The sequence below is a fragment of the Lysinibacillus sp. AR18-8 genome (genome assembly GCF_001705465.1).
Classification (GTDB): domain Bacteria; phylum Bacillota; class Bacilli; order Bacillales_A; family Planococcaceae; genus Lysinibacillus; species Lysinibacillus capsici.
The window spans coordinates 40,891-63,848 of sequence record NZ_MDGU01000005.1; the positions used below are offsets into that span (position 1 = coordinate 40,891).

The window sequence follows — 22,958 nt, forward strand, 5'->3', positions numbered from 1 at the left end:
AAAGGCAAATTGATTCCTTTGAAATGGCAGGTGAGGGTGATGAAGCGAGAAGTCAAAGAAATATATTTACTACGATACGTTGCTTGCTTAGGGATTGTGTTAATGCATAGTGTCACGTTGGCATTAAACATGTATGACATAGAAGAAGGTCCACTATTCGTAATCCTGACATCTATTCAGCTGATCTTTATGTTCGGGACACCTCTTTTTATATTTATCTCAGAGTTTGTCATTGCCTATTCCTATTCAGATCGTTTGCCGAAAAAGTTTTATGTAAAACGTTATAAATATATGTTAACGCCATTTCTTTTTATTGGACTACTTGATGCCGTTCTTAAATCAATTGAATCGCCTTCTATTGAATTTGCTAAAAAACTACTACTAAATTATTTGGAAGGTGATTTCCATGGTTATTTTATCGTGATCATTTTTCAGTTTTATATCATTCATCCATTTTTTGTGAAATTTATTGCCTCAAGATACCCTGCCTATAAAGTAATAATGACTGCTTTTATCATTAATTTTGGTTACTTAGCCTTTTTTAATTTTTTGGATCCATTTAAGTATTTTCCTGATTTAGCGTATACTAGTTTACAATGGGATTTTTTTAATAAGATGCCATTTCCTGCGTGGATTGCTTATTTTGCAGTAGCTTATTACTGTGGAAAAAATTATGATAAATTTCTATCGTGGTTACAGCGTTTTCGTTTTCTGTTACTAGCAGTATTACTAATCACAGTAAGTCTTTTGCTAACCACTCAATTATCAGGTATTATTACGGAAGTTCATTCAAAGAGAATAGACGTTATCCTTTATACATTCAGTGTAGCTTTTCTGTTATTTTTCATCGCGAGTAACAGAAGAAAAATGCCGGAATTTATCATTTTTATTAGTCGTTATTCCTTCGGTATATATTTATTACATCCCCTAGTTAATAGCCTACTTAAAATTTTTTTAACGAATTTTATCGAAACATTAAGTGTATTTTCTGTCATTGCCATTTCATTTATTGTCAGTCTCAGTTGCTCCATTTGTATAACATATATAATGAGTAAATGGAAATTAGGTGCTTTTTTTATAGGGCAACTCAATACCAATGGGGACTCCTCTAATAAAAAAGATGCACAATTTCCCATCCAGAAATCCTAAATAAACGGGTATTTAAACGTGTAAATGTGGTAAGGCTTGCGTTTTACTTTGCGATTGCCAAAGCAAAGATGGTAAACTAAAAGATGTTATTTAGAGAAAGTGTGGTCTTGCATAATGAAAGTTCTATTTATTGGTGATATTGTTGGTTCAATTGGTCGAGATGCGGTGGAAAAATATTTACCTCGCTTAAAAAAGAAGTATAATCCAGATGTTGTGATTGCAAATGGGGAAAATGCTGCGGCAGGACGAGGGATTACTCGTAATATTTATAATAGCTTGCTACAAATGGGTGTAGATGTTATTACGATGGGGAATCATACATGGGACAATAAAGATATTTTTGATTTTATTGATGACGCGGATTACTTAATCCGTCCGGCAAACTTTTCAAGTGAAGCACCTGGTAAAGGTATGGTTCAGATTTCTAAAAATGGCGTGACATTATCTGTCATTAATTTACATGGTCGCGTATTTTTACCGCCACATGAGGATCCGTTTGCAATGGCAGATCAATTGATTGCAGAGGCTCGACAAATATCTCCACTTGTCTTCGTGGATTTTCATGCTGAAGCGACTAGTGAAAAAATCGCTCTTGGTTGGCATTTAGATGGAAAGGCTTCAGCGGTTGTTGGGACACATACACATGTGCAAACAGCAGATGCAAGAATCTACCCACAAGGTACGGCGTATATCACGGATGTTGGTATGACAGGGCCGTACGATGAAATTTTAGGTATGACGAAGGAAAGTGTCATCTATAAATTCCAAACAAACATGCCATCTCGTTTTGAAGTTCCGAAAAAAGGGCGAGAGGTTTTGAGTGGTTTCTTTGTAGAGATGGATGATCGAACAGGAAAAGCTATTGCCTGTGAACGCATTTATATAAATGAAGACTATCCATTTCAAGGGTAGATAAGTCGAAGAATGTTTTTTTACGTTTCTTTTACGGGGATATAGGTTTCTTTGTCAAACTAGTCTATTTCCGTTTTGCGGAGCATAAAATGTGCTACGGACAATAACTTGAGGTCCAAAAAGGGGGACATGAGTTGTTGAGCGTAAACACTATTCGCGAAACGGGGAGGAATAATTGTGGATTCATTAAAAGTATCATCACGCTCTAATCCAAATTCAGTTGCAGGTGCATTAGTCGCGGTAATCAGAGAAAAAGGGCAGGCAGAAATGCAAGCAGTTGGGGCAGGTGCACTTAACCAAGCCGTGAAAGCAGTGGCCATTGCACGCGGATTTGTAGCGCCAAGTGGCACAGATTTAATTTGCGCGCCGGCGTTTGCCGATATTTTGATTGCTGGAGAAGAACGAACAGCATTAAAGCTGCTAGTGGAAAAACGTATTCGATAAAAAAGTAATGAAGTAAAATGCTCTGTCACATAATATTGTGGCGGAGCATTTTTTCGTTTTCCTGTTTTACATATGATAGATGTCACTTGAAATAGGGGCGTGATTTTGCTTAGATTTGAAAATTACAACTTTATGAACAGGATTTTCAGTCAAAGGTCTGATTTTCGCCTAAATCGTGGAGAAACAATAGTCCAGACGGTTTCTTCGTGTTAAACTTATGAAGGAAAAATAATAGTACACATTGGATTTAAGGAGTTGTTGACATGTTACATCAGCTTTCATGGAAAGTCGGTGGGCAACAGGGTGAAGGGATTGAGAGTACAGGTGAGATTTTCTCAATGGCAATGAATCGTCTAGGTTATTTCCTATACGGTTATCGTCACTTCTCTTCTCGAATTAAAGGTGGCCATACGAATAATAAAATTACAGTTCGTCCAACAGAAGTACGTTCAATTGCGGATGATTTAGATATTTTAGTGGCATTCGATCAAGAAACAATTGATGTCAATTATAAAGAGCTTACAGAAAAGGGTATTATTTTAGCCGATGCAAAATTTGATCCTGTTAAACCAGAGGATTCAAAAGCACCATTATTTGCAGTACCGTTTACAGAAGTAGCAGCAGAGCTTGGTACTTCGTTAATGAAAAACATGGTGGCTATCGGCGCAACTGCATCATTGCTAAACCTAGAAGACGCAGTATTCCAAAATGTTGTCGATGATATTTTTGGTAAAAAGGGCGAAGAAGTCGTACAAAAAAATATGGAAGCCATTACACGTGGTCGTCAAATTATGAATGAGCTGTTAGTTGATCGTATAGGCGAATGGGAGCTTGCACCTGCAGATGGTAAACGTCGTATGTTTATGATTGGGAACGATGCGATAGCACTTGGTGCATTAGCTGCTGGGACACGCTTTATGGCAGCATACCCAATTACACCAGCGTCTGAAATTATGGAATACTTGATTAAAAAATTGCCGAAATTCGGTGGAACGGTCATCCAAACGGAAGATGAGATTGCAGCAGCAACAATGGCTATTGGCGCTAATTTTGGCGGTGTACGTTCCTTTACCGCTTCTGCTGGTCCTGGTCTTTCATTAATGATGGAAGCAATTGGTCTTTCAGGTATGACAGAGCAACCTTTAGTAGTAGTGGATACACAACGTGGAGGCCCTTCAACTGGGTTACCAACTAAGCAAGAACAATCTGACTTGATGGCTATGCTTTACGGTACTCATGGAGAAATTCCTAAAGTAGTCATTGCACCTTCTACAATGGAGGAAGCTTTCTTTGATACGATCCAAGCATTTAACATTGCAGAGGAATTACAATTACCAGTAATCTTAATGACAGATCTACAATTATCTCTAGGTAAACAATCTGTTGAGCCATTTGATTATAATAAAATTGAAATTCGTCGCGGTAAAATTGTGATGGATGATCTTGAGGAAGCGGCAGATAAAGCCTACTTCAAGCGTTACGAAGATACAGAAGATGGCATTTCACCACGTGTCTTACCAGGTACATTGCATGGTATTCATCACGTTACAGGTGTTGAACATGATGAAACAGGGAAGCCATCTGAGGCAACGGGTAATCGCCAAACTCAGATGGATAAACGTTTCCGCAAATTAGAGAGCTTGAAATTTGATAACCCAGTCTTTGTCAATGCACCACATGAGGAAGCCGATATTTTATTAGTAGGCTTTAACTCAACAAGAGGAGCTATTGAAGAAGTGCAAGAACGACTGAATGCACAAGGAATGAAAGTGAATCATGCCCATATTCGTTTAATTCACCCATTCCCATCTGCAGAAATAGCACCTCTTGTTGCACAAGCGAAAAAGGTGATCGTTGTAGAAAATAACTATACAGGTCAATTAGCTAATATTATGAAGATGAATGTTGGTGGTCACGATAAAATCGCGACAATCACTAAATATAATGGTACACCATTCTTGCCTGGTGAATTAGAAAATCGTGTGAAGGAGTTGACTCGCTAATGGCAACATTTAAGGATTTTCGTAATACAGTGAAACCAAACTGGTGCCCAGGCTGTGGAGACTTCTCAGTACAAGCAGCTATTCAACGTGCTGCTGCAAATGTCGGCATAGAACCAAATGAACTTGCTGTCATTTCGGGAATTGGATGTTCAGGTCGAATTTCAGGGTATATCAATTCTTATGGATTCCATGGTATTCATGGTCGTGCACTTCCGATTGCACAGGGATTGAAAATGGCTAATCGTGATTTACATGTTATCGCTTCTGGTGGTGATGGTGATGGATTTGCTATTGGTATGGGGCATACAATTCATGCCATCCGCCGTAATATTGATATAACTTATATTGTAATGGATAACCAAATTTATGGTTTAACAAAAGGTCAAACATCTCCACGTTCAGCTGCTGGATTTATTACAAAATCTACACCAGGTGGAGCGATTGAGCCATCATTGAAACCATTAGAGGTAGCGTTAACAAGTGGTGCAACATTTGTGGCGCAGGGCTTCTCTACAGATATTAAAGAATTAACAGCACTAATTGAAGCTGGTATTAACCATAAAGGTTTCTCATTTATCAATGTCTTTTCACCTTGTGTAACGTATAACAAAGTGAACACATATGATTGGTTTAAAGAAAATTTAACAAAATTAGCAGATGTTGAAGGTTATGATCACTCAAATCGTGGTATGGCAATGCGTACAGTGATGGAACACGAGGGGTTAGTAACAGGCATTATTTATCATGATACGGAAACAACGTCGTATCAAGAAAAAGTACCTGGCTACTCTGAATTACCATTAACAGATATCGATATCAAAATGAGCGAAAATGATTTTAATGATTTAGTAAAAGAATTTATGTAAAATTGATGAGATCGAAGCATTTGGAATGAAGTCATTCCAAATGCTTTTTTTATGCTTGATGAAAGAATCGCGAGTATTTAGTGATCCATCGCGGGTAAACGCATAGCTACCGCGAGTATTTTGATATTGAATCCTTATAAAATCCTTATAATTTTTTTTTACACTAAGGTCATCGAAAGGATGATGACTAATGATGAAAGACTTGATATTAAAGACAGAAAATCTTAATAAGTCGTTTAAAGGGCAAAAAATTGTGGATAATGTAGCGTTAGAAGTCCAACGTAATACGGTCTACGGTTTACTTGGACCAAACGGAGCGGGGAAATCCACAACATTAAAGATGATGACAGGTATGTTACGACCAGATGCTGGGAATATCATTTTTAATGGACATACATGGACACGAAATGATTTACAGGACATCGGCGTGTTAATTGAAACACCTCCCCTGTATGATAATTTAACAGCAACGGAAAATTTACAAGTTCGCACGATAGCATTAGGTCTACCGCAAAGTCGTATTGAAGAAGTATTAAAAATTGTAGATTTAACGAATACAGGAAAAAAACGGGCGGGGCAGTTTTCCTTAGGAATGAAGCAACGATTAGGTATAGCGATTGCGCTGCTAAACAAGCCAAAGCTGTTAATTTTAGATGAACCTACAAATGGACTTGATCCTATTGGTATACAGGAGCTTCGTCAGCTTATTCGCTCATTTCCAGAGCAAGGCATCACTGTGATTTTATCTAGTCATATTTTGTCAGAGGTGGAACAGGTTGTGGATGACATTGGCATTATTGCTAATGGCAAGCTTGGCTATCAGGGACCATCACCGCAAGGTCAGGAATTAGAATCACTATTCATGCAGGTTGTTGCCACCAATAGAAAGGTGGGTTACTAGCATGATAGCCATTATGAAAGCGGAACAATTAAAATGTAAGCGAACTTTTATTCCCAAATTACTTTGGCTTACGCCACTTATAACCTTACTTATAAGCGCTGTACTTATGGGAGGTGAATATTTTCAAACAGGAGCTTATAACTGGTGGTATACGATGCTTCTGCCAGGTGCACTGACGATTTGCTGTGCCTTAGTGATCGAAAAGGATAAAAAAATAAAATACCATAGTATTCTTGCCTTACCACTTGATCTTAAAAGGATTTGGCTAGGAAAAATAGTAACATCAAGCATATGGCTTTTTCTGATTACGATTATTTTCTTTGGAGGAATTACGGCTGGAGGCTTGCTATTTGGTCATAGTTTACCAATAGCGAGCAGTTTACTAAGTACTTTTGTTATTTTCCTGACGTTTTTGTGGCAAATACCTTTATGTCTTTTCTTAGCAGCTAAACTAGGTACCTATTTGACCATCTTACTCAATGTAGTAGCCAATATCGTAGGGATTGTTGCCTTTGCAGATGGGGAAATGTGGTATTACTATCCATTTGCGATTGGTCCTCGTTTGTTATGTTCGACACTTGGCATATTACCAAATGGTCTATTAGTACCACAAGGTAGTCCTTTATTGGATAAAGGCGTTATACTTCCAGGCTTACTGATAGCATTAGCTTGGTTTATGATGATTAGCTTTCCTACGGCGAAGTGGTTCACAAAAAGGGAGGCGAAATAGCGGATGGACATGTTACGATTATTAAGAGTGGAATGCCTTAAAACAAAACGAACACCTTTTTTGCTGACACATATACTTGTCCCCCTTGCTATTTCTGGGCTATTTTTAGCCTACTACTCCTATTCGCCATGGAATTTTCAAGGAAAAGTAACTGCCTATTTTCAGGGGCTGGCTTGTGGACTACCAATTATAATAGGATTAGTATGTGCTATGGCATCTGAGCAGGAAGCAAACGCTGGTCGTTTCCAAGGTATGCTAGCTACAACAAACATAAAAATAAAGACATATATGAGCAAGCTTATCTTATTATTATTGTTTAGCTTTGGAGCCATCTTTCTATCTATAGCTATTTTTAGTTTTGGCTTTAGAGAACTATTACATGAAGTAGATTTGGGCTATTCATTTTATAGTATGGCTGCTTGTATTCTATTCGGCAGTCATGTGATTTTCTATATGTTACATTTGTTTGTAAGCTTCCAATTTGGTAAAGGCGCTTCGATTGGTTTAGGTATTGTAGAAGCTCTGCTGGTCGCCCTATTGCTTACAGGCTTAGGGGATCGTATTTGGCCCTTTTTACCTTATGGATGGAGCGGCCATTTTGTTTCTTTATGGATTTTATCATCGACAGGAACAAATTTAACATTGCTCGAAACAAGTATCCAGACGGGCATAATGGCGTGCTTAGGGGGTATCCTATTGACTTTTACGCTGTCTTGTTTATGGTTTTGGAGATGGGAAGATAGAGCATCTGAAAATTAGAGGGTGAATTATGGCAAATATATTAGTAGTGGATGATGAAGTGGATATTTTAATGCTGATAAAAAATGCACTTTATAAAGATGATCACTTGGTAACCATTGTGTCTAAACCGACAGAAGTAGGCAAGATGGATTTAGGTTCCTTTGATTTAATTTTGCTTGATGTGATGATGCCTATTATGGATGGCTTTACATTGTGTGGGCAAATTAGGCATGCTGTAGATTGTCCTATTCTTTTTCTTACAGCTAAATCCTTAGAAGAAGATGTGATGTATGGTTTAGGCCTAGGCGCAGATGATTATTTGATTAAACCGTTTGGCATTGGAGAGCTACGGGCAAGGGTGAATGCGCATATCCGAAGGGAAAGCAGAGAAAAGCGGAACATCCTTTATAGCGATAAAGTTCACTTTAATCTTTCTGGTAAAGAACTGTTTGTTCAGAATGAGCGCGTCCTGCTAACTAAAAGTGAGTATGAAATATGTGAATTTTTAGCACGGCATCGTGGTCAGGTTTTCTCAAAAGAGCAGATATACGAAACAATTTTTGGATTTGATGGCAAAAGTGACAGTACAGCGATAACAGAGCATATTAAAAATATTCGTTCAAAGCTACATGCATTTGATATAGAAGTCATTGATACGGTTTGGGGGATTGGCTATAAGTGGAAACCGTAAAACCGAGGAAAGGAACACATCTGCATACATTTTTCTTGAGATATTTATTTTTTCTTTGCATTGGCATCATTATTTTAGTTGCACTATTAATAGGTCTATTTATGTTTGCCTTTTCAGCTAATATTATTTTACCTGCAAATTATGCAGAGACACAAATCACTTTAGCAAAAGACAGAATTGCTACAAGCAGCTCAGTAACGGACGAGATGATCCCTGATCTTGTAGACTACGCAGTGATTTCTAATAAGGGTGAATTTCTTTCTGGTACTTTAACAGAAAAAGAGGCTTCCCATGCATGGCGTTTAAAGCAGAAGGGAGAGACGAAAAGTAATGCTCGATTTTATGCATTCGTTGAGCGAGAACAGGAAGTGTGCATTTTACGCTATGGTTTAGTCCCTGAGTATCGCACACCTGTTATGAGAAAATATTTACCTAATCCTCAATTAACGGTTTTACTATTGTTTATTATAGGCGTTATCATACAGGCAACGGTGCTTGCTGTGCATTTCGGCAGAAGACTTAAACGAAAAATGATGGGCTTACAAGAAGCCATTGAAAAAATCCAACATCAAAATTTAGATTTTCATTTAAAACCATCTGGGATTCGAGAAATTGATGATATTGCACTTTCTTTTGAGCAGATGAAGGAAGCATTAAATACTTCATTGACACAACAATGGCAAGCAGAGCGCGCGCGCAGAGAACAAATTTCTGCCCTTGCCCATGATTTGAAAACACCTCTTACGATTATTCGAGGAAATGCGGAACTTTTATTGGATACTGTTCAAGATGAAGTACAAAAAGAATACAACACTTATATATTAAAAAATACACTAGAAATTGAAAAATTCACAAAGCAATTATTAGATATTTCCAATATGGAGCAAAGTGTTGGTGGTGTAAAAACAACTGTAGAGATGGCTTCATTTATTCAACAGCTAGAACAGCAAATGAAGGCACTTGCTTTAGAAAAAAATATTGAAGTTAGTGTAGAAAAGGATAAACTGCCTGATGTCTTTATGATAGAGGAGGAGCTTTTTTATCGGGCTTTATTAAATTTGATTGTCAATGCTATAGAGCACACGCCATATAATAGCAAAGTCACTTTATCTGTTCAGGGAGAGGCAGATGTTATTCATTTTACTGTGATAGATAGTGGTGCTGGTTTTTCACCGCAAGATGTAAAGGAAGCCACAAAGCAATTTTATCGGGGAGATCCAAGTAGAAATACAGCAAATCATCATGGCATGGGTCTTTATATTGCCGAGTCCATCATTCAAAAACATGGTGGAACACTAACGTTGGCTAATGATTCCATAACGGGAGGAGGAAAAGTGATAGTCACCATTGCGACGTCTTAATTATAAGATGTCTTTTTTTTATTGGATTCACTAGTATTTAGCGATCAACCGCGAGTAAAAGCACAATTAAAGGTTTCATGTAAAAATTGTAGGGGGCGGTGCAGGCAATATTCTTTAAAAAAATGCTACAATAAAAGAAAAAAAGAGGCGATGTACGTGAATAACGTCATTGATTTTATTGCAAAAAAAAAGGAACGTGAAGACCGAAAGCGTGCTCAGGATTTAGAACGTTATGTAGCTACACAATGTAATTTTCAACACCCTGAAAATATTGATGCTCTTGTAGAGGACAAATTGATTGAGGTTAAAGATCATACGTTATTTCTTGGCTTTCTATCCATTTTAAAGGATGAGCAAATAGAACCGTTAGATATTTTTCAAGATGTCTTTTCATTAGAGCCCTCTCGTTTTGAAATGTCCTACAATATGAGATGGTGGTCAGTTGTGCAATTGGCATTTACATTTTTAACAATTCTCAAGGAAAATGAGCCGCATACATATGCTGATTTTTTAGGTCTCTCCAAATAATCTAAGTATGTGTACGTCTGTAAAGCAAACGTATACATACTTAGATTTTTCTTATCTTCCCCCGCTAGCTTTACAAGCCTACTTCATTTATTCATTAAATTCATAGATATTTATAATTCCTCAATAATTTTTACTAAATATTCTTAACACCTCCATACTTGCTTAATGTTTGTTTTATAACATAACGTTTGTAAGCAAATAAAAATAAAGCAAAACTAATGGAGGGTCCAACACATGGCAATTCAAAAACTGTGGAAAAAAGGTCTAATTGGTGCATTAGCTATTTCCATGTTGGCAGCTTGTTCTGACAGTTCATCTAGTGCAAATGAGGTAAACAAGGATTTATCGCTTGAGGACATTACAGAAAAAGCAAAGGAAGAGGGCACTGTTAATTCTGTCGGTATGCCAGATACATGGGCGAACTGGGTAGAAACCTGGGAGGAACTCGGGACCGAATATAGCATCAAACACAAGGATACGGACATGTCGAGTGCAGAGGAGTTAGCGAAGTTTGAAGCAGAGAAGGATGATGCTACGGCAGATATTGGAGATGTCGGGATTGCTTTTGGACCAATCGCTAAGGACAAGGGCTTAACATTACCATACAAAACGTCTTATTGGGATGAAATACCTGATTGGGCTAAAGATGATGAAGGACACTGGATTGTTGGCTATACAGGAACCATTTCTTTTTTGACAGATAAAAATAATGTGAAGAATGCTCCAACATCATGGGAAGACCTAAAAAATGGAGATTACACAGTAAGTATTGGGGATGCATTAACAGCTAACCAAGCACAGTTTGCCATCTTAGCAGCGGCTATGGCATTTGGTGGAGATGAGTCCAACATCCAGCCAGGTATAGATTTCTTTGCTGAATTAGCGAAGCAAGGACGTCTACAGGGAGATCCATCAGTAGCAAACCTAGAAAAAGGTGAAATAGATGTTGCGATCTTATGGGACTTTAATGCATTAGGTTATCGTCATCAAATTGATGAGGACCGCTTTGATGTAGTGATACCTAAGGAGGGATCTGTCACTTCTGGTTATGCAACGGTAATTAATAAATATGCCAAAAACCCACATGCTGCCATGCTAGCACGTGAATATATTTTATCTGATGCAGGTCAAGAAAATTTAGCAAAAGGCTATGCGCGTCCAATTCGGGACGGAGTGAAATTACCACAGGATGTAAAAGATTTACTATTACCTGCTGATATGTATACGAATGCACAACCTGTTAAAGACCAAAAGAAATGGGAAGATACAACAAAGCAAATCCCACAACTCTATCAAGAACAGGTGTTAATCCATGCAAAATAACAAAGTGGTTCTCATTGTTATCGATGCCTTGCGCTTTGACACAGCCTGCACACATATGGGGTTCTTGCACCATTTAGTCGAGCGTCAGGTAGCTGCTCGCTATAAGGTTTGCTCAGAGGTGCCTTCTTTATCAAGACCATTGTATGAGACGATTTTAACAGGTACACCCCCTATTGTACATGGCGTTACCAGCAATATGACAGTGCGTTTATCGAAAGGGCAAAGTATCTTTCATATCGCAAAGGAGCATGGTTTAACTACAGCAGCCTCCGCCTATTATTGGGTGAGTGAGCTTTATAATAGAGCGCCATTTAATCATATGGAGGACAGGCTACAACTCGATACACATTTACCAATTGACAATGGTATGTTCTATTTTGAAGATCATTATCCAGATAGTCATGTATTTGCCGATGCAGCATGGTTAATGGCTCAAAAGCAGCCTGATTTCCTGTATATTCATCCAATGAATGTTGATGATGATGGTCACAAATTTACGGCAGATTCTGCTCAATATCGCAATCGAGTTTTAGCGATGGATGCTTTACTATCCTTGTTTATTCCAAAGTGTATGGCGCTGGGCTATGAGGTTATCGTTACGGCTGATCATGGCATGACAAGAGATGGTAATCATGGCGGTACCACACATGAGGATCGTCATGTCCCGCTATTTGTCATTTCAGATGCTGTAAAGGCTGGCATAAAAGAAGGCATTATTTCTCAATTACAAGTTGCACCACTGTGCTGTCATTTATTAAATATCAAGCCTGCTGAAGATATGGTACCACTCCTGTTAGAAGGTGTGTTTACAGCAAAAGAGGTTTAAATAATAGTAGTCGCTCTTATTATAAGGAGCGGCTATTATCCCCATGAGCCGCAAGTCATTTATAGAAAGAAGTGAGTGTGTTGATATCGAAGCGGCAATCCATTGCTTGGCTTTCGCCTTTTCTTGTATTACTATTACTGTTTTTCTTAGTACCGCTCCTATATATGCTCATTACAAGCTTTCAAAATAGTGAGGGCTTTACTCTGAAGCAGTATGAATCAATTTTTACGAACGACTACATTCTTCAAGGTTTTAAAAATAGTATTACTTTATCTGTTATCTCAGCTATGATTGCGTTACTTATCACCTTGTTTGCAGTTTATGCTATGATGAAGTTTTCAGAGCCAATACGGGAGAAGATTTTAATACTTACGAACTTAACCTCCAATTTTTCAGGTATTCCGCTAGCATTTGCTTTTATCGTTTTACTTGGCAATAGTGGTTTATTTACATTGTTATTTGACAAATGGGATATTGAGGCGTTGACATCCTTTTCATTATACAGTTGGAGCGGTTTGTTACTTATTTACATTTACTTTCAGCTGCCATTATCACTAATGCTGCTATATCCCATTTATGATGGAATTCAGCAACAGTGGAAGGAGGCGGCAGCCCTTCTTGGTGCATCTAGCTGGCAGTTTTGGATGAAAATTGGTCTCCCTGTTATGCTCCCAGGAATTGTGGGAACCTTTAGTGTATTGTTCGCCAATGCAATGGGCGCGTATGCCTCTGCTTATGCATTAACAAGTAGTAATTATAATTTAGTGGCGATTCGTATCGGCTCCTTAATAAAAGGTGATATTTTTGCTCAGCCAGAGCTAGCCAGTGCCATTGCAGTTATATTAGCAGTGACAATGGTGACGGCCATGCTGATCAGTGAGTGGAGCATCTCTAAAACAAGGAGGAAAGTAAAATGAAAAGGCGTGGTTTGGCTGATTTCTTTTTCCTTCTGCTCGTGGGATATTTACTATTACCAGTGTTAGCAACAATGCTCTATGCGTTTGCAACAAAATGGAATAAAACGATATTGCCAGAAGGACTCACACTAAAATGGCTTTCCACATTGTTTCAGGATACCGATTTTATTCAGGCATTTGGTCGTTCAGTATTTTTAGCAGGGGGGGCAGTTAGCATTGCACTCCTTGTCATTGTGCCAGCCATTTTCGTCATCGTCCTATACTTTCCAAGATATGAAAAATGGATACAGATGGCAGTGGTGATGGTGTATTCTTTTCCAGGAATCATTTTAGCTGTAGGGCTTATACGCGTTTATAGCCAAATAGGTATACCGATGATATTTGTTGTTTTAGGTGCCTATGTTGTGGGAATTCTTCCTTATATCTATCAAGGTACACGAAATAGTTTAAGAAATATAGATGCGAGGCAGCTACTTGATGCCGCTCAATTACTAGGCGCATCCAAAAGGCAGGCATTCACAAAAATTTTACTGCCTACCGTTTATCCAGGCTTTTTTGCAGGGGCATTGTTATCCTTCTCTGTCTTATTTGGTGAGTTTGTCTTAATTAATCTTGTTGTAGGTTCTCGCTTTGAAACCGTTCAAATTTATTTAATGAAAAAGCTTAGCACAAGTGGACATATTGCTAGTGCTGTTGTTTTCATCTATCTCGTGCTAATGGGTCTTTTAACATTCGTCATTGCTATCGTAACGAAACGATCGAAAGGTGCTACAAATCTATGAGTTATCTTGTTATTGAAGGGCTGCATAAAAAATATGGACAAGTATCTGTCTTAACCAATATTCATATGGAAATTCAAAAAGGAGAATTTATCACACTATTAGGTCCTAGTGGCTGTGGAAAGAGTACGATTTTGCGTATTGTTGCAGGCTTAACAGATGCATCGGCAGGTAAGATTTTGATTGAAGGAAAAAATATGAGTGGGGTACAACCGAAGGATCGTCAAGTGGGTATGGTCTTTCAATCCTATGCACTTTTTCCTAATATGACTGTGCTCGAAAATGTTGCTTTTGGTTTGCGTATGCAAAAAGTTAATAAGGCAGATATAGAGCAGCGTGTTCATGAAATGCTAGCGCTTGTTCATCTAAGTGAGAAAGCTAATGCGTATCCGAAAGAATTATCTGGAGGTCAACAGCAGCGTGTTGCTCTAGCCCGTGCATTAATTGTCCGACCTAAAGTACTGTTATTAGATGAGCCGCTTAGTGCGCTTGATGCTCAAATTCGCAAAAAACTTCAAGCAGATTTACGAGCAATTCAGCGAAAATTAAATATGACAATGATTCTAGTTACTCATGATCAGGAAGAGGCAATGGCTGTTTCGGATAGAATATTTGTCATGAATAATGGCAGCATTGCCCAAAATGGTACGCCAACGGAAATCTATACGAAACCAAATAATGAATTTATTGCTAATTTTATCGGTCATTATAATGTTTTTCCTCGCCAAACTTTAGAAAAAATGCTTGGAGCATCTTTAATAGAGCAAGCCACGAAATTTGCTATACGACCTGAGGCGTTACATCTCGATCAACGAGATGGGGACTTATGTCTCTTTGGGGTTGCCAAACAATCATTAATGAGCGGCAATATTATTCGTACTACGTTTGAAGGAGAAATGGCGTTTACAATGGAACAACTGCATCAACAAGGGTATTCGATTGAAATGGGAAAATCCTATAAGTGTTATGTCGCACAAGAAGATGTGATTGCGCTATCATGACTTACGCTAAACTGGAAAGATTTGAATTTATTTTAAAACAATTAGATTCTGAAGGGAAAATTATTGTTGCCAATATTGCCGATGCCCTTCAGGTAGCACCAGAAACAATTCGCCGAGACTTTGATGAATTAGAACAACAGCATTTATTATCAAGAGTTCATGGCGGGGCTATTAAATATACGAATGTACGTAATGAACCGGTATTTTTACGCAAGCTACAAATGCACAAGGACGCAAAGAGACAAATTGCTCGTATTGCTGCAAAACGCATTTGCGACGGCGATACTATTGCAGTAGATACAGGTACTACAACAGTACATATAGCCGATTTTTTACTAGCTGTGGAAGATATAACAGTTGTAACGAATTCAATTGCAGCAGCTATTCAATTTAATTTAGCCATAGAAGAACGACGCATGACAGGCAAGGTCATATTACTAGGAGGTACGGCGAATCCAAAACAATCTTCTGTTGCAGGTGCTATGACGTTAGAAATGCTAGATAATATGAATTTTGATAAGGCCTTTTTATCGTGTGGTGGCATGAGTGAGGGCATTGTTTATGATTACGATTTGGATGAATCTCTTATTTCAAAGAAAATGCTCAAGCATAGCAAAGTGAGTTATTTATTAGCCGATGCATCTAAAATTAATGGCAAATCATTTTTTCAAATCTGTCATCTTGATGAATGTACAGAAATTCTTTGCGAAAGCACTTGTCCATTAGAATGGCAGGCTTATGAGGAAAAATGGACGATATGTAATGGAGGGAAGAGTGGATGACAATAGATTATCACGTACATTTAGAAGAGGGACCTTATTCATTTCGCTGGCTAGAGCGTACATCGCAGGCACTGGAGTTTTTTTATCCGGATGATGAAACGGAAAAAGGCTCCAAACAACAAATAACTTGTCATTTACAGCGTCTAGCAAGGCGTGTGAAAAATGGCTGTTATAGTGAGGAATGGTTGGATTTATATCTTGAACAGGCAAAGCAGCTCGGCTTACGTGAGGTGGGGATTGTCGATCACTTATATCGTTTTCAAGAAACGCGTGCCTATTTTGAGCGATTTATGAGGCTGGATGAAAGTAAAATTGGACAAATTCAGCGCTATTGGCTGGATCGTGTGATGACAGAAAATATGGATGCTTTTGTGACGACCATTCAGCAGGCAAAGGAAAAATGGCGTCAACATGGCATTACACTGAGACTTGGTATAGAGGCAGATTATTTTGTTGGTGGTGAGGAGGAATTAACTGCTTTGCTAGCAGGTTATCCTTGGGATTATGTAATTGGTTCTGTTCATTTTGTTGATGGGTGGGGCTTTGATAATCCACAAACAAAGTATCTTTTTGAGCAAATGGATCAACCCTCTTTACAACAAAATTATGAGCGTTTTTTTAAAGTAGTAGAGAAAATGATTCTTTCCAATATGTTTGATTTTGTTGCCCATTTAGATAATTTTAAAGTATTTAATTATCAGGTGGAGGATCGTGCGTTTCTTGAAGTTTGGTATAAACGTATTGCAAAGGCACTAACGTCTACTGAAACCGCCACTGAAATCAATGCCGGGCTGTATTATCGTTACCCTGTACAGGAAATGTGCCCGGGTCCTCGTTTTTTACAAACCTTACTTGAGCATGGAGTTGCTTTTACTGTATCCTCTGATGCACATTTCCCAGATGATTTAGGTAAATATACATTTGCCAATACAGAGCTGCTAAAGGGTTATGGCGTTCAAGCTATTGCCTCCTTTGAACAGAGAGTGAAAAAAATGATGACGTTATAGGTTGAGTAAAGGGCACTAAAGCTTCAATGTAGTGCCTTTTATTCGTATTACATAAGTACAATTTTACTCGCATACAAATGATTAAATTCATTTTTATAATGTGAGGCGATTCAGATTGACATCTATTAAAGAACAACCCTTTTTACCTATTATTATACAATCGGGTCAGCATGCGTACGGGGTAGCACGCTCATTTTATGCAGCCTACCGCATGAAAAGTCTTGTCATTGAGCCAGCAAAAAAAGGGAGGACGATGCGCTCACTCCTTTTGAAAGGCTCACAGGGAATTGCCACGCAGAATAGCGGTATTCTGGATTTTCAATACGTTGAACATTTAGATGATCCTACCCGTTTTGTACAAGTGCTAGTGGGATTGGCCATGCAGTGCCAACAAAAGAAATTGATTTTATTAGTTTGTGACTGCTACTATGCAGAGCTTATCATTGAAAATAAAGAGCAGCTTGAAAAGTACTTTATTTTACCTTACATTGATCAGGCTTTACTAAATAGGGTGCAAACAAAGGAGAAGTTCTACAGGCTTTGTGATAAATATCAGTTAAAATACCCCAAAACCATCATTATAACAAAGGAACATCATCCAAATAGAGAAATTCCAATCCAGTATCCCATTATTATTAAACCCTCCAATACCGTGGCATATACGAACTGTTCCTTTCCTGAAAAGAAAAAAATATATCTAGTGCACGATGCAGATGAGATGCAGCACATTATTCGCTGTATTTATCGTTCTAGCTATCAAGACACCTTAATCGTTCAAGAATTTATTCCAGGCGACGATTCCTATATCCGTGTTCTAGATGTATATGTAGGAAGAGATCGAAAAGTAAAATTAATGTGTCTTAGCAACAAGCTACTCGAAGATCCATCTCCACAAAACAAAGGTATTTCTTTAGCTGTTATGACCGATTATGATGAACAGCTAATGGAATCCATTCGGCATTTTTTAGAGGACATCGGCTATACGGGCTTTGCTAATTTTGATATGAAATATGATGCAAGGGACGGGAAATACAAGCTATTTGAAATGAATTTGCGAGCAGGGGCTTCAAGCTACTATGTGACCGCAAGCGGGTATAATTTAATGCAATATGTGGTGGATGATTATTTATACCAGGTTAATCATGAACGAACATATGTCCAGACGAAGCATGTATGGTCACTACTTCCTGCAAAAACGCTATTTAAATACATGAAGAATGAAAAATTAAAAATAGAAGCAAAGCAATTAATGAAAGAAGGGCAATACACGGATGCATTACTATATAAAGAAGATATGAATATCAAGCGTTGGATAAAGCTGAAATTGTATCATTCATATTTACAGATAAAATACAGCAAGTATTTTAACAAAAGCAATGGTTAGCATATGTGAAATGAAGGATAGGGCTTTAAGATTCGTATTTATTATTTCATTTTGTTAAGTGATTTAGATATTGAAAAGCGTTATGAGACATTAAATTTAGGTATAGAAAATGCTTTAATAAGAATGAATCAAAGAAAGGATTATCTTTTAGATGAAATTGTTTTAGAAAGCTTCGAATAACTGATAAATAAAATTGGTACCTTCAAATATAGTAAAAAAATATTGTAGTACAGCTTTATTGGAAATAACGGATGAATTGCGCAAAAATAAAATTGAAAATGATGGGTATTTCAATTTGTTAAAAATAATTAGTGAATATAATATTGATTATGCTTATAAAATCTTTTAATAGCGAGTTCACATGTGTATGACAATAGGGTTAGGAAAGACTCTTTTGAGAGAGCTGTGGATAATATCGAACAATTAAAAGCTATAGAGTATTTTCATAAATTGTATAAATCAGAAATCAAATTATTTAAAGTTTATCTAATGAATTTAAAGATATAAAGATTGATTTGTTGACTTTAGAAGAAAAACTAAACCAACAGTAGGAAAAGATTTAACCAATAATCTTATTAATATTGAAATGATATCAACGAAAACATCTCAAAGATTTTTTCGATGGAGACTTAATTCGCTTAATTGATTATCTAAGAGAAAGTAGCTATTCAGATTACAGATATAACAATTATGTATCTGATACAATACATTATATAGTTGCTGCGGCTTTTAAAAAAAGTCACTTAGATATCAAATAAAAATAGTGGGGCACTAAGGTTATTTTGAATTACTTCAAATATATTCGCTTTTAGAAGGAAGTGGAGATAGAGAGAAATGTAGAGAATTATTTAGTTTCCTATAAAATTAGTAGAATTATTGGTCTTTTAAAGAAATAATTTTTAAAAATGAAATGATAGAATCTTATCTTTACAGACTGTGCTTTTTCTTTTGGTTATTTATTGCAATAACAGTTTCGGAATATTCAAACATATTTTGATGAGAATATTTAAATTTTACCGATTTATATTTGCCGAATCGACAAATCATACTTATAGCTCAATCTCTTATCACCTCTTAAAAAGGTATATTTGTTATTTTAAGTTATTCTTTAATCCCCACTATTATCATATCAATTTATGTTTAAATGACAAAATATATAAGTGAAAATGAGTGTGTATTTTATGGTAATTTTATGACATTGTAAATATAGTGTAGTATAAGAAAAGGCGTGTGCGCACGTGACCTAGAATAGCATAAAAAAGAACACTCATTTGTTTTTAACTCTAAAACAAATGAGTGTTTTTTCAGCTTTCATCGTTCTGAATAGTAGTCTGATTCAGAGGTTCTGCTCATTCCCACTTCAAAAAAATAACAATGTTATTTAATGAAATAGTGCAGAATACAATAGCACTAAAAAACTAAGTAGAGTGAAACTAAATAGAATTATTAGAGGTAATTTCTCTTTACGTTCTTTGATTCGATTCATTCTAAGAAATAGTACAATACAAAGGGTGAGTGAAATACCAAAAAGAATAATAGGAACTATAGATAACACAACTATCCCCCTTTATTAATAATTAACATTGAGAACCTATCCAGAAAGGATCTGGATTTACTGTACCTGTCCATTTAATCCATAATCCACAGTCCTTAACGCTTGATAAGTTTAAGGCAGTTGCCCCAATATCAATTAATCCTATTGCAATAATAGTAGCTAATCCAAGAGGAGGAGCAATAAAGGCAGCGATAGCAGCTCCAAGTGTAGCTATTCCTGCTCCAATTTGAATATAAGTTATTATCTTGGAAGCTTGACAACTATCAAAGTAAGTATAGAATCCAACTGAAGTCTTTTCATACTTACTTTTACCGTTACATGCAGCTAACGGCTGGACAGAATTCATTAATTCAAAGTCTTTTGTAGTAGACTCAATTAAGTCTTCAGATACATTTTCTTTTCTAGCTGACTCTTCATCAAAATAAAAACCATTTTCATCATATGTTACAAATGGCTGTATAGCCAATGTATCGTTTATTATTTGATTATGTTCATTTACTTTTGATATTGCAAGCTTGATATCAGAATCTGTTGCACCTTGTTTTTTTGCTAAATTAGTATCTATAGCAATATAGTCTCCATCGAAACCTATTGTTTTATCAAATTCTTTATCTAATTCTAATACACTTGTAAGAATAGTCGATAAATTATCTATTGTTTCATTTTCTATTTGTGCTGCGGTTGCGGGAAACTGCGTTGTTATTGAAAACATAAAAATTATTGCAACGATTCCTGTAATAATTTTTTTCATTTTTTATCCCATCCTTTTAATAATATGATTCTCAACACTGTGTGACAACCAATATCTAGTAAACTATATTATTTCCATTTAGTAACCTCCTTCTAGTAGATTATTTATATAATAACGTAATAATTTACAAAAATAAACAAATATTAACAATTTTGATAATGATTATCCAATTGTGGAATTATTAATAGGGTTTTAACCAAAGATAAAATTATATAGCTTTTCATAATCTTTATTTAACGTAGTGCTTTATTTAAATATTCGATTTATGAAATATTAAATCTGTACATTTTAAATTTAAATAATTTATTAAATCTGTGCAAATATTGCATAAGTAAATAGTTCTATATAAGGAAGAAAGAAAACGTTTGAGGAACATATTCAAATTGTCAACTACTGTTTAAAGAGCCAGAAAAATTATCAATTAGCAGCACAAGCCTATGATGTTTCGTATCAACAGGTATACCATTGGGTGAAGAAATTTGAAGCGACTGATGAAGAGGGATTACGTGATCATCGCGGTCGAACAAAAAATGAAGTTGAATTAACAGCCGAAGAAAAACTTAAGGTTAGAAATCAAACGAATCGAGCGTGAAAATGAGTGCTTACGTGCTGAAAATCTATTTTTAAAAAAGTTAGAGGAAATCGAAAGGAGGCGTCGCTAAGCCAAATTCGCTTACAACAACGCTATTTAGCAATTCAAGAATTACACCAAGAGGAGAAACTTTCGATTCTTTTATTATGTGAAATCGTGGGTGTTTCGCGCGCCGCTTACTATAAGTGGCTAAGTCGTAAGCCATCTAACAGAGAAGTTGAAAATGAAGCCATTTCAAAGGATATTGATCTCCTTTACCACCAAGTAGATGGCATTTACGGCTATTGTCGTATGACATTGACAATCAATCGTCAGCGAATAAAGAATAATCAAGCGACGGTTAACGAGAAGCGTATTTATCGTTTAATGCAGGTGAGTGGATTGAAGTCCGTTATTAGGCGAAAGAGAAAGCCTTATCGTAAATCTCCAGCGCATCAGTGGCGGAGAACGTATTAATCGGGCATTTACCTCGGAAAAGCCAAATGAAAAATGGTGTACAGATGTCACAGAGTTTAAGTATAGAAACGGGAAAAAACCTTATTTAAGTGCAATTATCGATTTATATGATGGTTCAATTATGAGTTATGTGTTAGGTCATTCGAATAATAATTCCCTTGTTTTCAAAACAATAAAATCAGCTATTCAATCATTACAATCAGGCGAGCAGCCATTAATACATAGTGATCGAGGTTTTCAATATACATCGAAGGGATTTAAACGAATTGTGGAAACAGCCAATATAACACAAAGTATGTCCCGTGTTGGTCGATGTATTGATAACGGACCAATTGAATCATTTTGGGGCACATTGAAGTGTGAGAAGTATTATTTGCATAAGTTCGATTCATATGAAGGGTTAAAACTAGCGATTGATGATTATATTCATTTTTATAATTACTATCGTTATCAGAAACGATTAAACGGCTTGAGTCCTTTAGAATTCAGGGCTCAAGCCGCTTAATACATTTTTTATTATTTCCACTGTCTACTTGACAGGGAGCAGTTCATTACTCTGGTGTCTTTTGTTATTTATTATTGATCAATAATATCTCAATCTTTCAATGTTCGTACATTTTCGTATTCATTAGCTTTAGTTTTATAACTTTGAGGGTGTTGCTTCCAAAATAATATTAGTATAGCCTGTTTTGATTGTAGAACAAATAATCTGAAAACAAATTGTTCGACACAGTTTTACCATCAACAATAACAGTTTGAGCTAAAGCCATTATATATTTTGAACCGCCACCTTCTTTAGCTAAAAGAGGTGTAAATTCTTCACTTGTAACCTTTGATAATAATGCAATCTGTCCAAAGCTGTGCCTCCATTTACAACTAACAATTCATCTTTTGCAGTTGAATGTAAGTCATAAATTGAAGTAATATCATTATCTACTCAAAAATACCCTGGTTTGTACTCAAAATTACTTATGTCGGGTTTTCCTTCAAGATCGTTTGTAATTCCACTGATTTGTCAGCTACAACAGTAAAGCCTATAACGCCTAAACTCCTTTGTTTTATATAAATCAATAATAACAAAGGTTTGGAATTATTTATAAACTATTCTAATTATTGTTATAACTATTGAGAAAGGTGAAGTTTCATCTATTATAAAGGATTAGTAAAAATTATTTGTATGGACAGGAAATGTGACGTTTTAGTTTTGTAACAATTACTTTTTGCTTATTAATGATAAAACATAAAAATAATTGTATAAT

At 36.4% G+C, this 22,958-nt stretch carries 21 protein-coding genes and 1 pseudogene; 21 read left to right on the top strand and 1 reads right to left on the bottom strand.

Features of this window, described 5'->3' with window-relative positions; translation table 11 throughout:
- The first annotated feature begins 39 nt into the window (after positions 1-39).
- The 20 genes from BFM98_RS03715 to BFM98_RS24390 all read left to right on the top strand — a co-directional run bounded on the left by BFM98_RS03715 (position 40) and on the right by BFM98_RS24390 (position 18,525).
- Complete coding sequence (locus BFM98_RS03715; RefSeq protein ID WP_066036556.1) at positions 40-1,149, top strand: acyltransferase family protein; 1,110 nt, start codon at positions 40-42, stop codon at positions 1,147-1,149.
- 114 nt (positions 1,150-1,263) lie between these two features.
- The gene (locus BFM98_RS03720; RefSeq protein ID WP_048391507.1) at positions 1,264-2,061 is read left to right on the top strand and encodes a TIGR00282 family metallophosphoesterase; all 798 of its coding nucleotides are present in this window, start codon (positions 1,264-1,266) and stop codon (positions 2,059-2,061) included.
- 177 nt (positions 2,062-2,238) lie between these two features.
- Entirely contained in the window at positions 2,239-2,505 is a 267-nt protein-coding gene (locus tag BFM98_RS03725; protein WP_004224903.1) for a stage V sporulation protein S, read from the top strand.
- A gap of 263 nt (positions 2,506-2,768) precedes the next feature.
- Positions 2,769-4,508, top strand: a complete 1,740-nt coding sequence (locus tag BFM98_RS03730) for a 2-oxoacid:acceptor oxidoreductase subunit alpha (protein ID WP_054550545.1) — start codon at positions 2,769-2,771, stop codon at positions 4,506-4,508.
- Complete coding sequence (locus tag BFM98_RS03735) at positions 4,508-5,374, top strand: 2-oxoacid:ferredoxin oxidoreductase subunit beta (protein ID WP_054550546.1); 867 nt, start codon at positions 4,508-4,510, stop codon at positions 5,372-5,374. Before BFM98_RS03730 ends, BFM98_RS03735 begins: the two co-directional genes overlap by 1 nt.
- A 193-nt stretch (positions 5,375-5,567) precedes the next feature.
- Entirely contained in the window at positions 5,568-6,275 is a 708-nt protein-coding gene (locus BFM98_RS03740; protein ID WP_066036657.1) for a lantibiotic protection ABC transporter ATP-binding protein, read from the top strand.
- A gap of 1 nt (position 6,276) precedes the next feature.
- Positions 6,277-7,005: a lantibiotic immunity ABC transporter MutE/EpiE family permease subunit gene (locus BFM98_RS03745; RefSeq protein WP_066036557.1), complete on the top strand. Its 729-nt coding sequence runs from the start codon at positions 6,277-6,279 to the stop codon at positions 7,003-7,005.
- Positions 7,006-7,008: 3 nt separating this feature from the next.
- Positions 7,009-7,764, top strand: coding sequence for a lantibiotic immunity ABC transporter MutG family permease subunit (locus BFM98_RS03750; protein WP_066036558.1), 756 nt, complete (start codon positions 7,009-7,011; stop codon positions 7,762-7,764).
- Between the two features lie 10 nt (positions 7,765-7,774).
- Complete coding sequence (locus tag BFM98_RS03755; protein WP_066036559.1) at positions 7,775-8,437, top strand: response regulator transcription factor; 663 nt, start codon at positions 7,775-7,777, stop codon at positions 8,435-8,437.
- Positions 8,438-8,472: 35 nt separating this feature from the next.
- A complete protein-coding gene (locus BFM98_RS03760) occupies positions 8,473-9,798 on the top strand; it encodes a sensor histidine kinase (RefSeq protein ID WP_254659981.1) in 1,326 nt (441 codons plus the stop codon).
- Positions 9,799-9,948: 150 nt separating this feature from the next.
- Positions 9,949-10,326, top strand: a complete 378-nt coding sequence (locus BFM98_RS03765) for an ELKS/Rab6-interacting/CAST family protein (RefSeq protein ID WP_227744978.1) — start codon at positions 9,949-9,951, stop codon at positions 10,324-10,326.
- Between the two features lie 234 nt (positions 10,327-10,560).
- Entirely contained in the window at positions 10,561-11,649 is a 1,089-nt protein-coding gene (locus BFM98_RS03770) for an ABC transporter substrate-binding protein (RefSeq protein WP_066036561.1), read from the top strand.
- Positions 11,639-12,475, top strand: a complete 837-nt coding sequence (locus BFM98_RS03775) for an alkaline phosphatase family protein (RefSeq protein ID WP_066036562.1) — start codon at positions 11,639-11,641, stop codon at positions 12,473-12,475. Before BFM98_RS03770 ends, BFM98_RS03775 begins: the two co-directional genes overlap by 11 nt.
- 71 nt (positions 12,476-12,546) lie before the next feature.
- On the top strand, positions 12,547-13,392 hold the full coding sequence (locus BFM98_RS03780) for an ABC transporter permease (RefSeq protein ID WP_175400708.1): 846 nt from the start codon (positions 12,547-12,549) through the stop codon (positions 13,390-13,392).
- Positions 13,389-14,174 (top strand): ABC transporter permease, encoded by a 786-nt coding sequence (locus BFM98_RS03785; protein WP_066036563.1) that lies wholly within the window; start codon positions 13,389-13,391, stop codon positions 14,172-14,174. The genes BFM98_RS03780 and BFM98_RS03785 overlap by 4 nt, the downstream gene beginning before the upstream one ends.
- On the top strand, positions 14,171-15,172 hold the full coding sequence (locus tag BFM98_RS03790) for an ABC transporter ATP-binding protein (RefSeq protein ID WP_066036564.1): 1,002 nt from the start codon (positions 14,171-14,173) through the stop codon (positions 15,170-15,172). Before BFM98_RS03785 ends, BFM98_RS03790 begins: the two co-directional genes overlap by 4 nt.
- Positions 15,169-15,954: a DeoR/GlpR family DNA-binding transcription regulator gene (locus tag BFM98_RS03795; protein WP_048391482.1), complete on the top strand. Its 786-nt coding sequence runs from the start codon at positions 15,169-15,171 to the stop codon at positions 15,952-15,954. Before BFM98_RS03790 ends, BFM98_RS03795 begins: the two co-directional genes overlap by 4 nt.
- On the top strand, positions 15,951-16,961 hold the full coding sequence (locus BFM98_RS03800; RefSeq protein ID WP_048391480.1) for a histidinol phosphate phosphatase domain-containing protein: 1,011 nt from the start codon (positions 15,951-15,953) through the stop codon (positions 16,959-16,961). The genes BFM98_RS03795 and BFM98_RS03800 overlap by 4 nt, the downstream gene beginning before the upstream one ends.
- Before the next feature lie 115 nt (positions 16,962-17,076).
- Positions 17,077-18,345: a carboxylate--amine ligase gene (locus tag BFM98_RS03805; RefSeq protein WP_066036565.1), complete on the top strand. Its 1,269-nt coding sequence runs from the start codon at positions 17,077-17,079 to the stop codon at positions 18,343-18,345.
- A 51-nt stretch (positions 18,346-18,396) separates the two neighbouring features.
- The gene (locus BFM98_RS24390) at positions 18,397-18,525 is read left to right on the top strand and encodes a hypothetical protein (protein WP_255409654.1); all 129 of its coding nucleotides are present in this window, start codon (positions 18,397-18,399) and stop codon (positions 18,523-18,525) included.
- Between the two features lie 1,397 nt (positions 18,526-19,922).
- Here the strand turns inward: BFM98_RS24390 and BFM98_RS03810 are convergent.
- Positions 19,923-20,651: a hypothetical protein gene (locus tag BFM98_RS03810; protein ID WP_233732487.1), complete on the bottom strand. Its 729-nt coding sequence runs from the start codon at positions 20,649-20,651 to the stop codon at positions 19,923-19,925.
- Positions 20,652-21,000: 349 nt separating this feature from the next.
- Here BFM98_RS03810 and BFM98_RS24215 point away from each other — a divergent pair.
- Positions 21,001-22,204: pseudogene (locus BFM98_RS24215) on the top strand (IS3 family transposase); the annotation flags it as partial.
- Positions 22,205-22,958: the final 754 nt, after the last annotated feature.

What these genes read in the sequence shown, in the direction of transcription:
- BFM98_RS03730 (WP_054550545.1), top strand. Translation starts at nt 2,769, where the DNA reads ATGTTACATCAGCTTTCATGGAAAGTCGGTGGGCAACAGGGTGAAGGG.
- BFM98_RS03790 (WP_066036564.1), top strand. Translation starts at nt 14,171, where the DNA reads ATGAGTTATCTTGTTATTGAAGGGCTGCATAAAAAATATGGACAAGTA.
- BFM98_RS03775 (WP_066036562.1), top strand. Translation starts at nt 11,639, where the DNA reads ATGCAAAATAACAAAGTGGTTCTCATTGTTATCGATGCCTTGCGCTTT.
- BFM98_RS03795 (WP_048391482.1), top strand. Translation starts at nt 15,169, where the DNA reads ATGACTTACGCTAAACTGGAAAGATTTGAATTTATTTTAAAACAATTA.
- BFM98_RS03720 (WP_048391507.1), top strand. Translation starts at nt 1,264, where the DNA reads ATGAAAGTTCTATTTATTGGTGATATTGTTGGTTCAATTGGTCGAGAT.
- BFM98_RS03755 (WP_066036559.1), top strand. Translation starts at nt 7,775, where the DNA reads ATGGCAAATATATTAGTAGTGGATGATGAAGTGGATATTTTAATGCTG.
- BFM98_RS03715 (WP_066036556.1), top strand. Translation starts at nt 40, where the DNA reads ATGAAGCGAGAAGTCAAAGAAATATATTTACTACGATACGTTGCTTGC.
- BFM98_RS03785 (WP_066036563.1), top strand. Translation starts at nt 13,389, where the DNA reads ATGAAAAGGCGTGGTTTGGCTGATTTCTTTTTCCTTCTGCTCGTGGGA.
- BFM98_RS03740 (WP_066036657.1), top strand. Translation starts at nt 5,568, where the DNA reads ATGAAAGACTTGATATTAAAGACAGAAAATCTTAATAAGTCGTTTAAA.
- BFM98_RS03735 (WP_054550546.1), top strand. Translation starts at nt 4,508, where the DNA reads ATGGCAACATTTAAGGATTTTCGTAATACAGTGAAACCAAACTGGTGC.
- BFM98_RS03750 (WP_066036558.1), top strand. Translation starts at nt 7,009, where the DNA reads ATGGACATGTTACGATTATTAAGAGTGGAATGCCTTAAAACAAAACGA.
- BFM98_RS03765 (WP_227744978.1), top strand. Translation starts at nt 9,949, where the DNA reads ATGTACGTGAATAACGTCATTGATTTTATTGCAAAAAAAAAGGAACGT.
- BFM98_RS03770 (WP_066036561.1), top strand. Translation starts at nt 10,561, where the DNA reads ATGGCAATTCAAAAACTGTGGAAAAAAGGTCTAATTGGTGCATTAGCT.
- BFM98_RS03800 (WP_048391480.1), top strand. Translation starts at nt 15,951, where the DNA reads ATGACAATAGATTATCACGTACATTTAGAAGAGGGACCTTATTCATTT.
- BFM98_RS03745 (WP_066036557.1), top strand. Translation starts at nt 6,277, where the DNA reads ATGATAGCCATTATGAAAGCGGAACAATTAAAATGTAAGCGAACTTTT.
- BFM98_RS03810 (WP_233732487.1), bottom strand. Translation starts at nt 20,651, where the DNA reads ATGAAAAAAATTATTACAGGAATCGTTGCAATAATTTTTATGTTTTCA.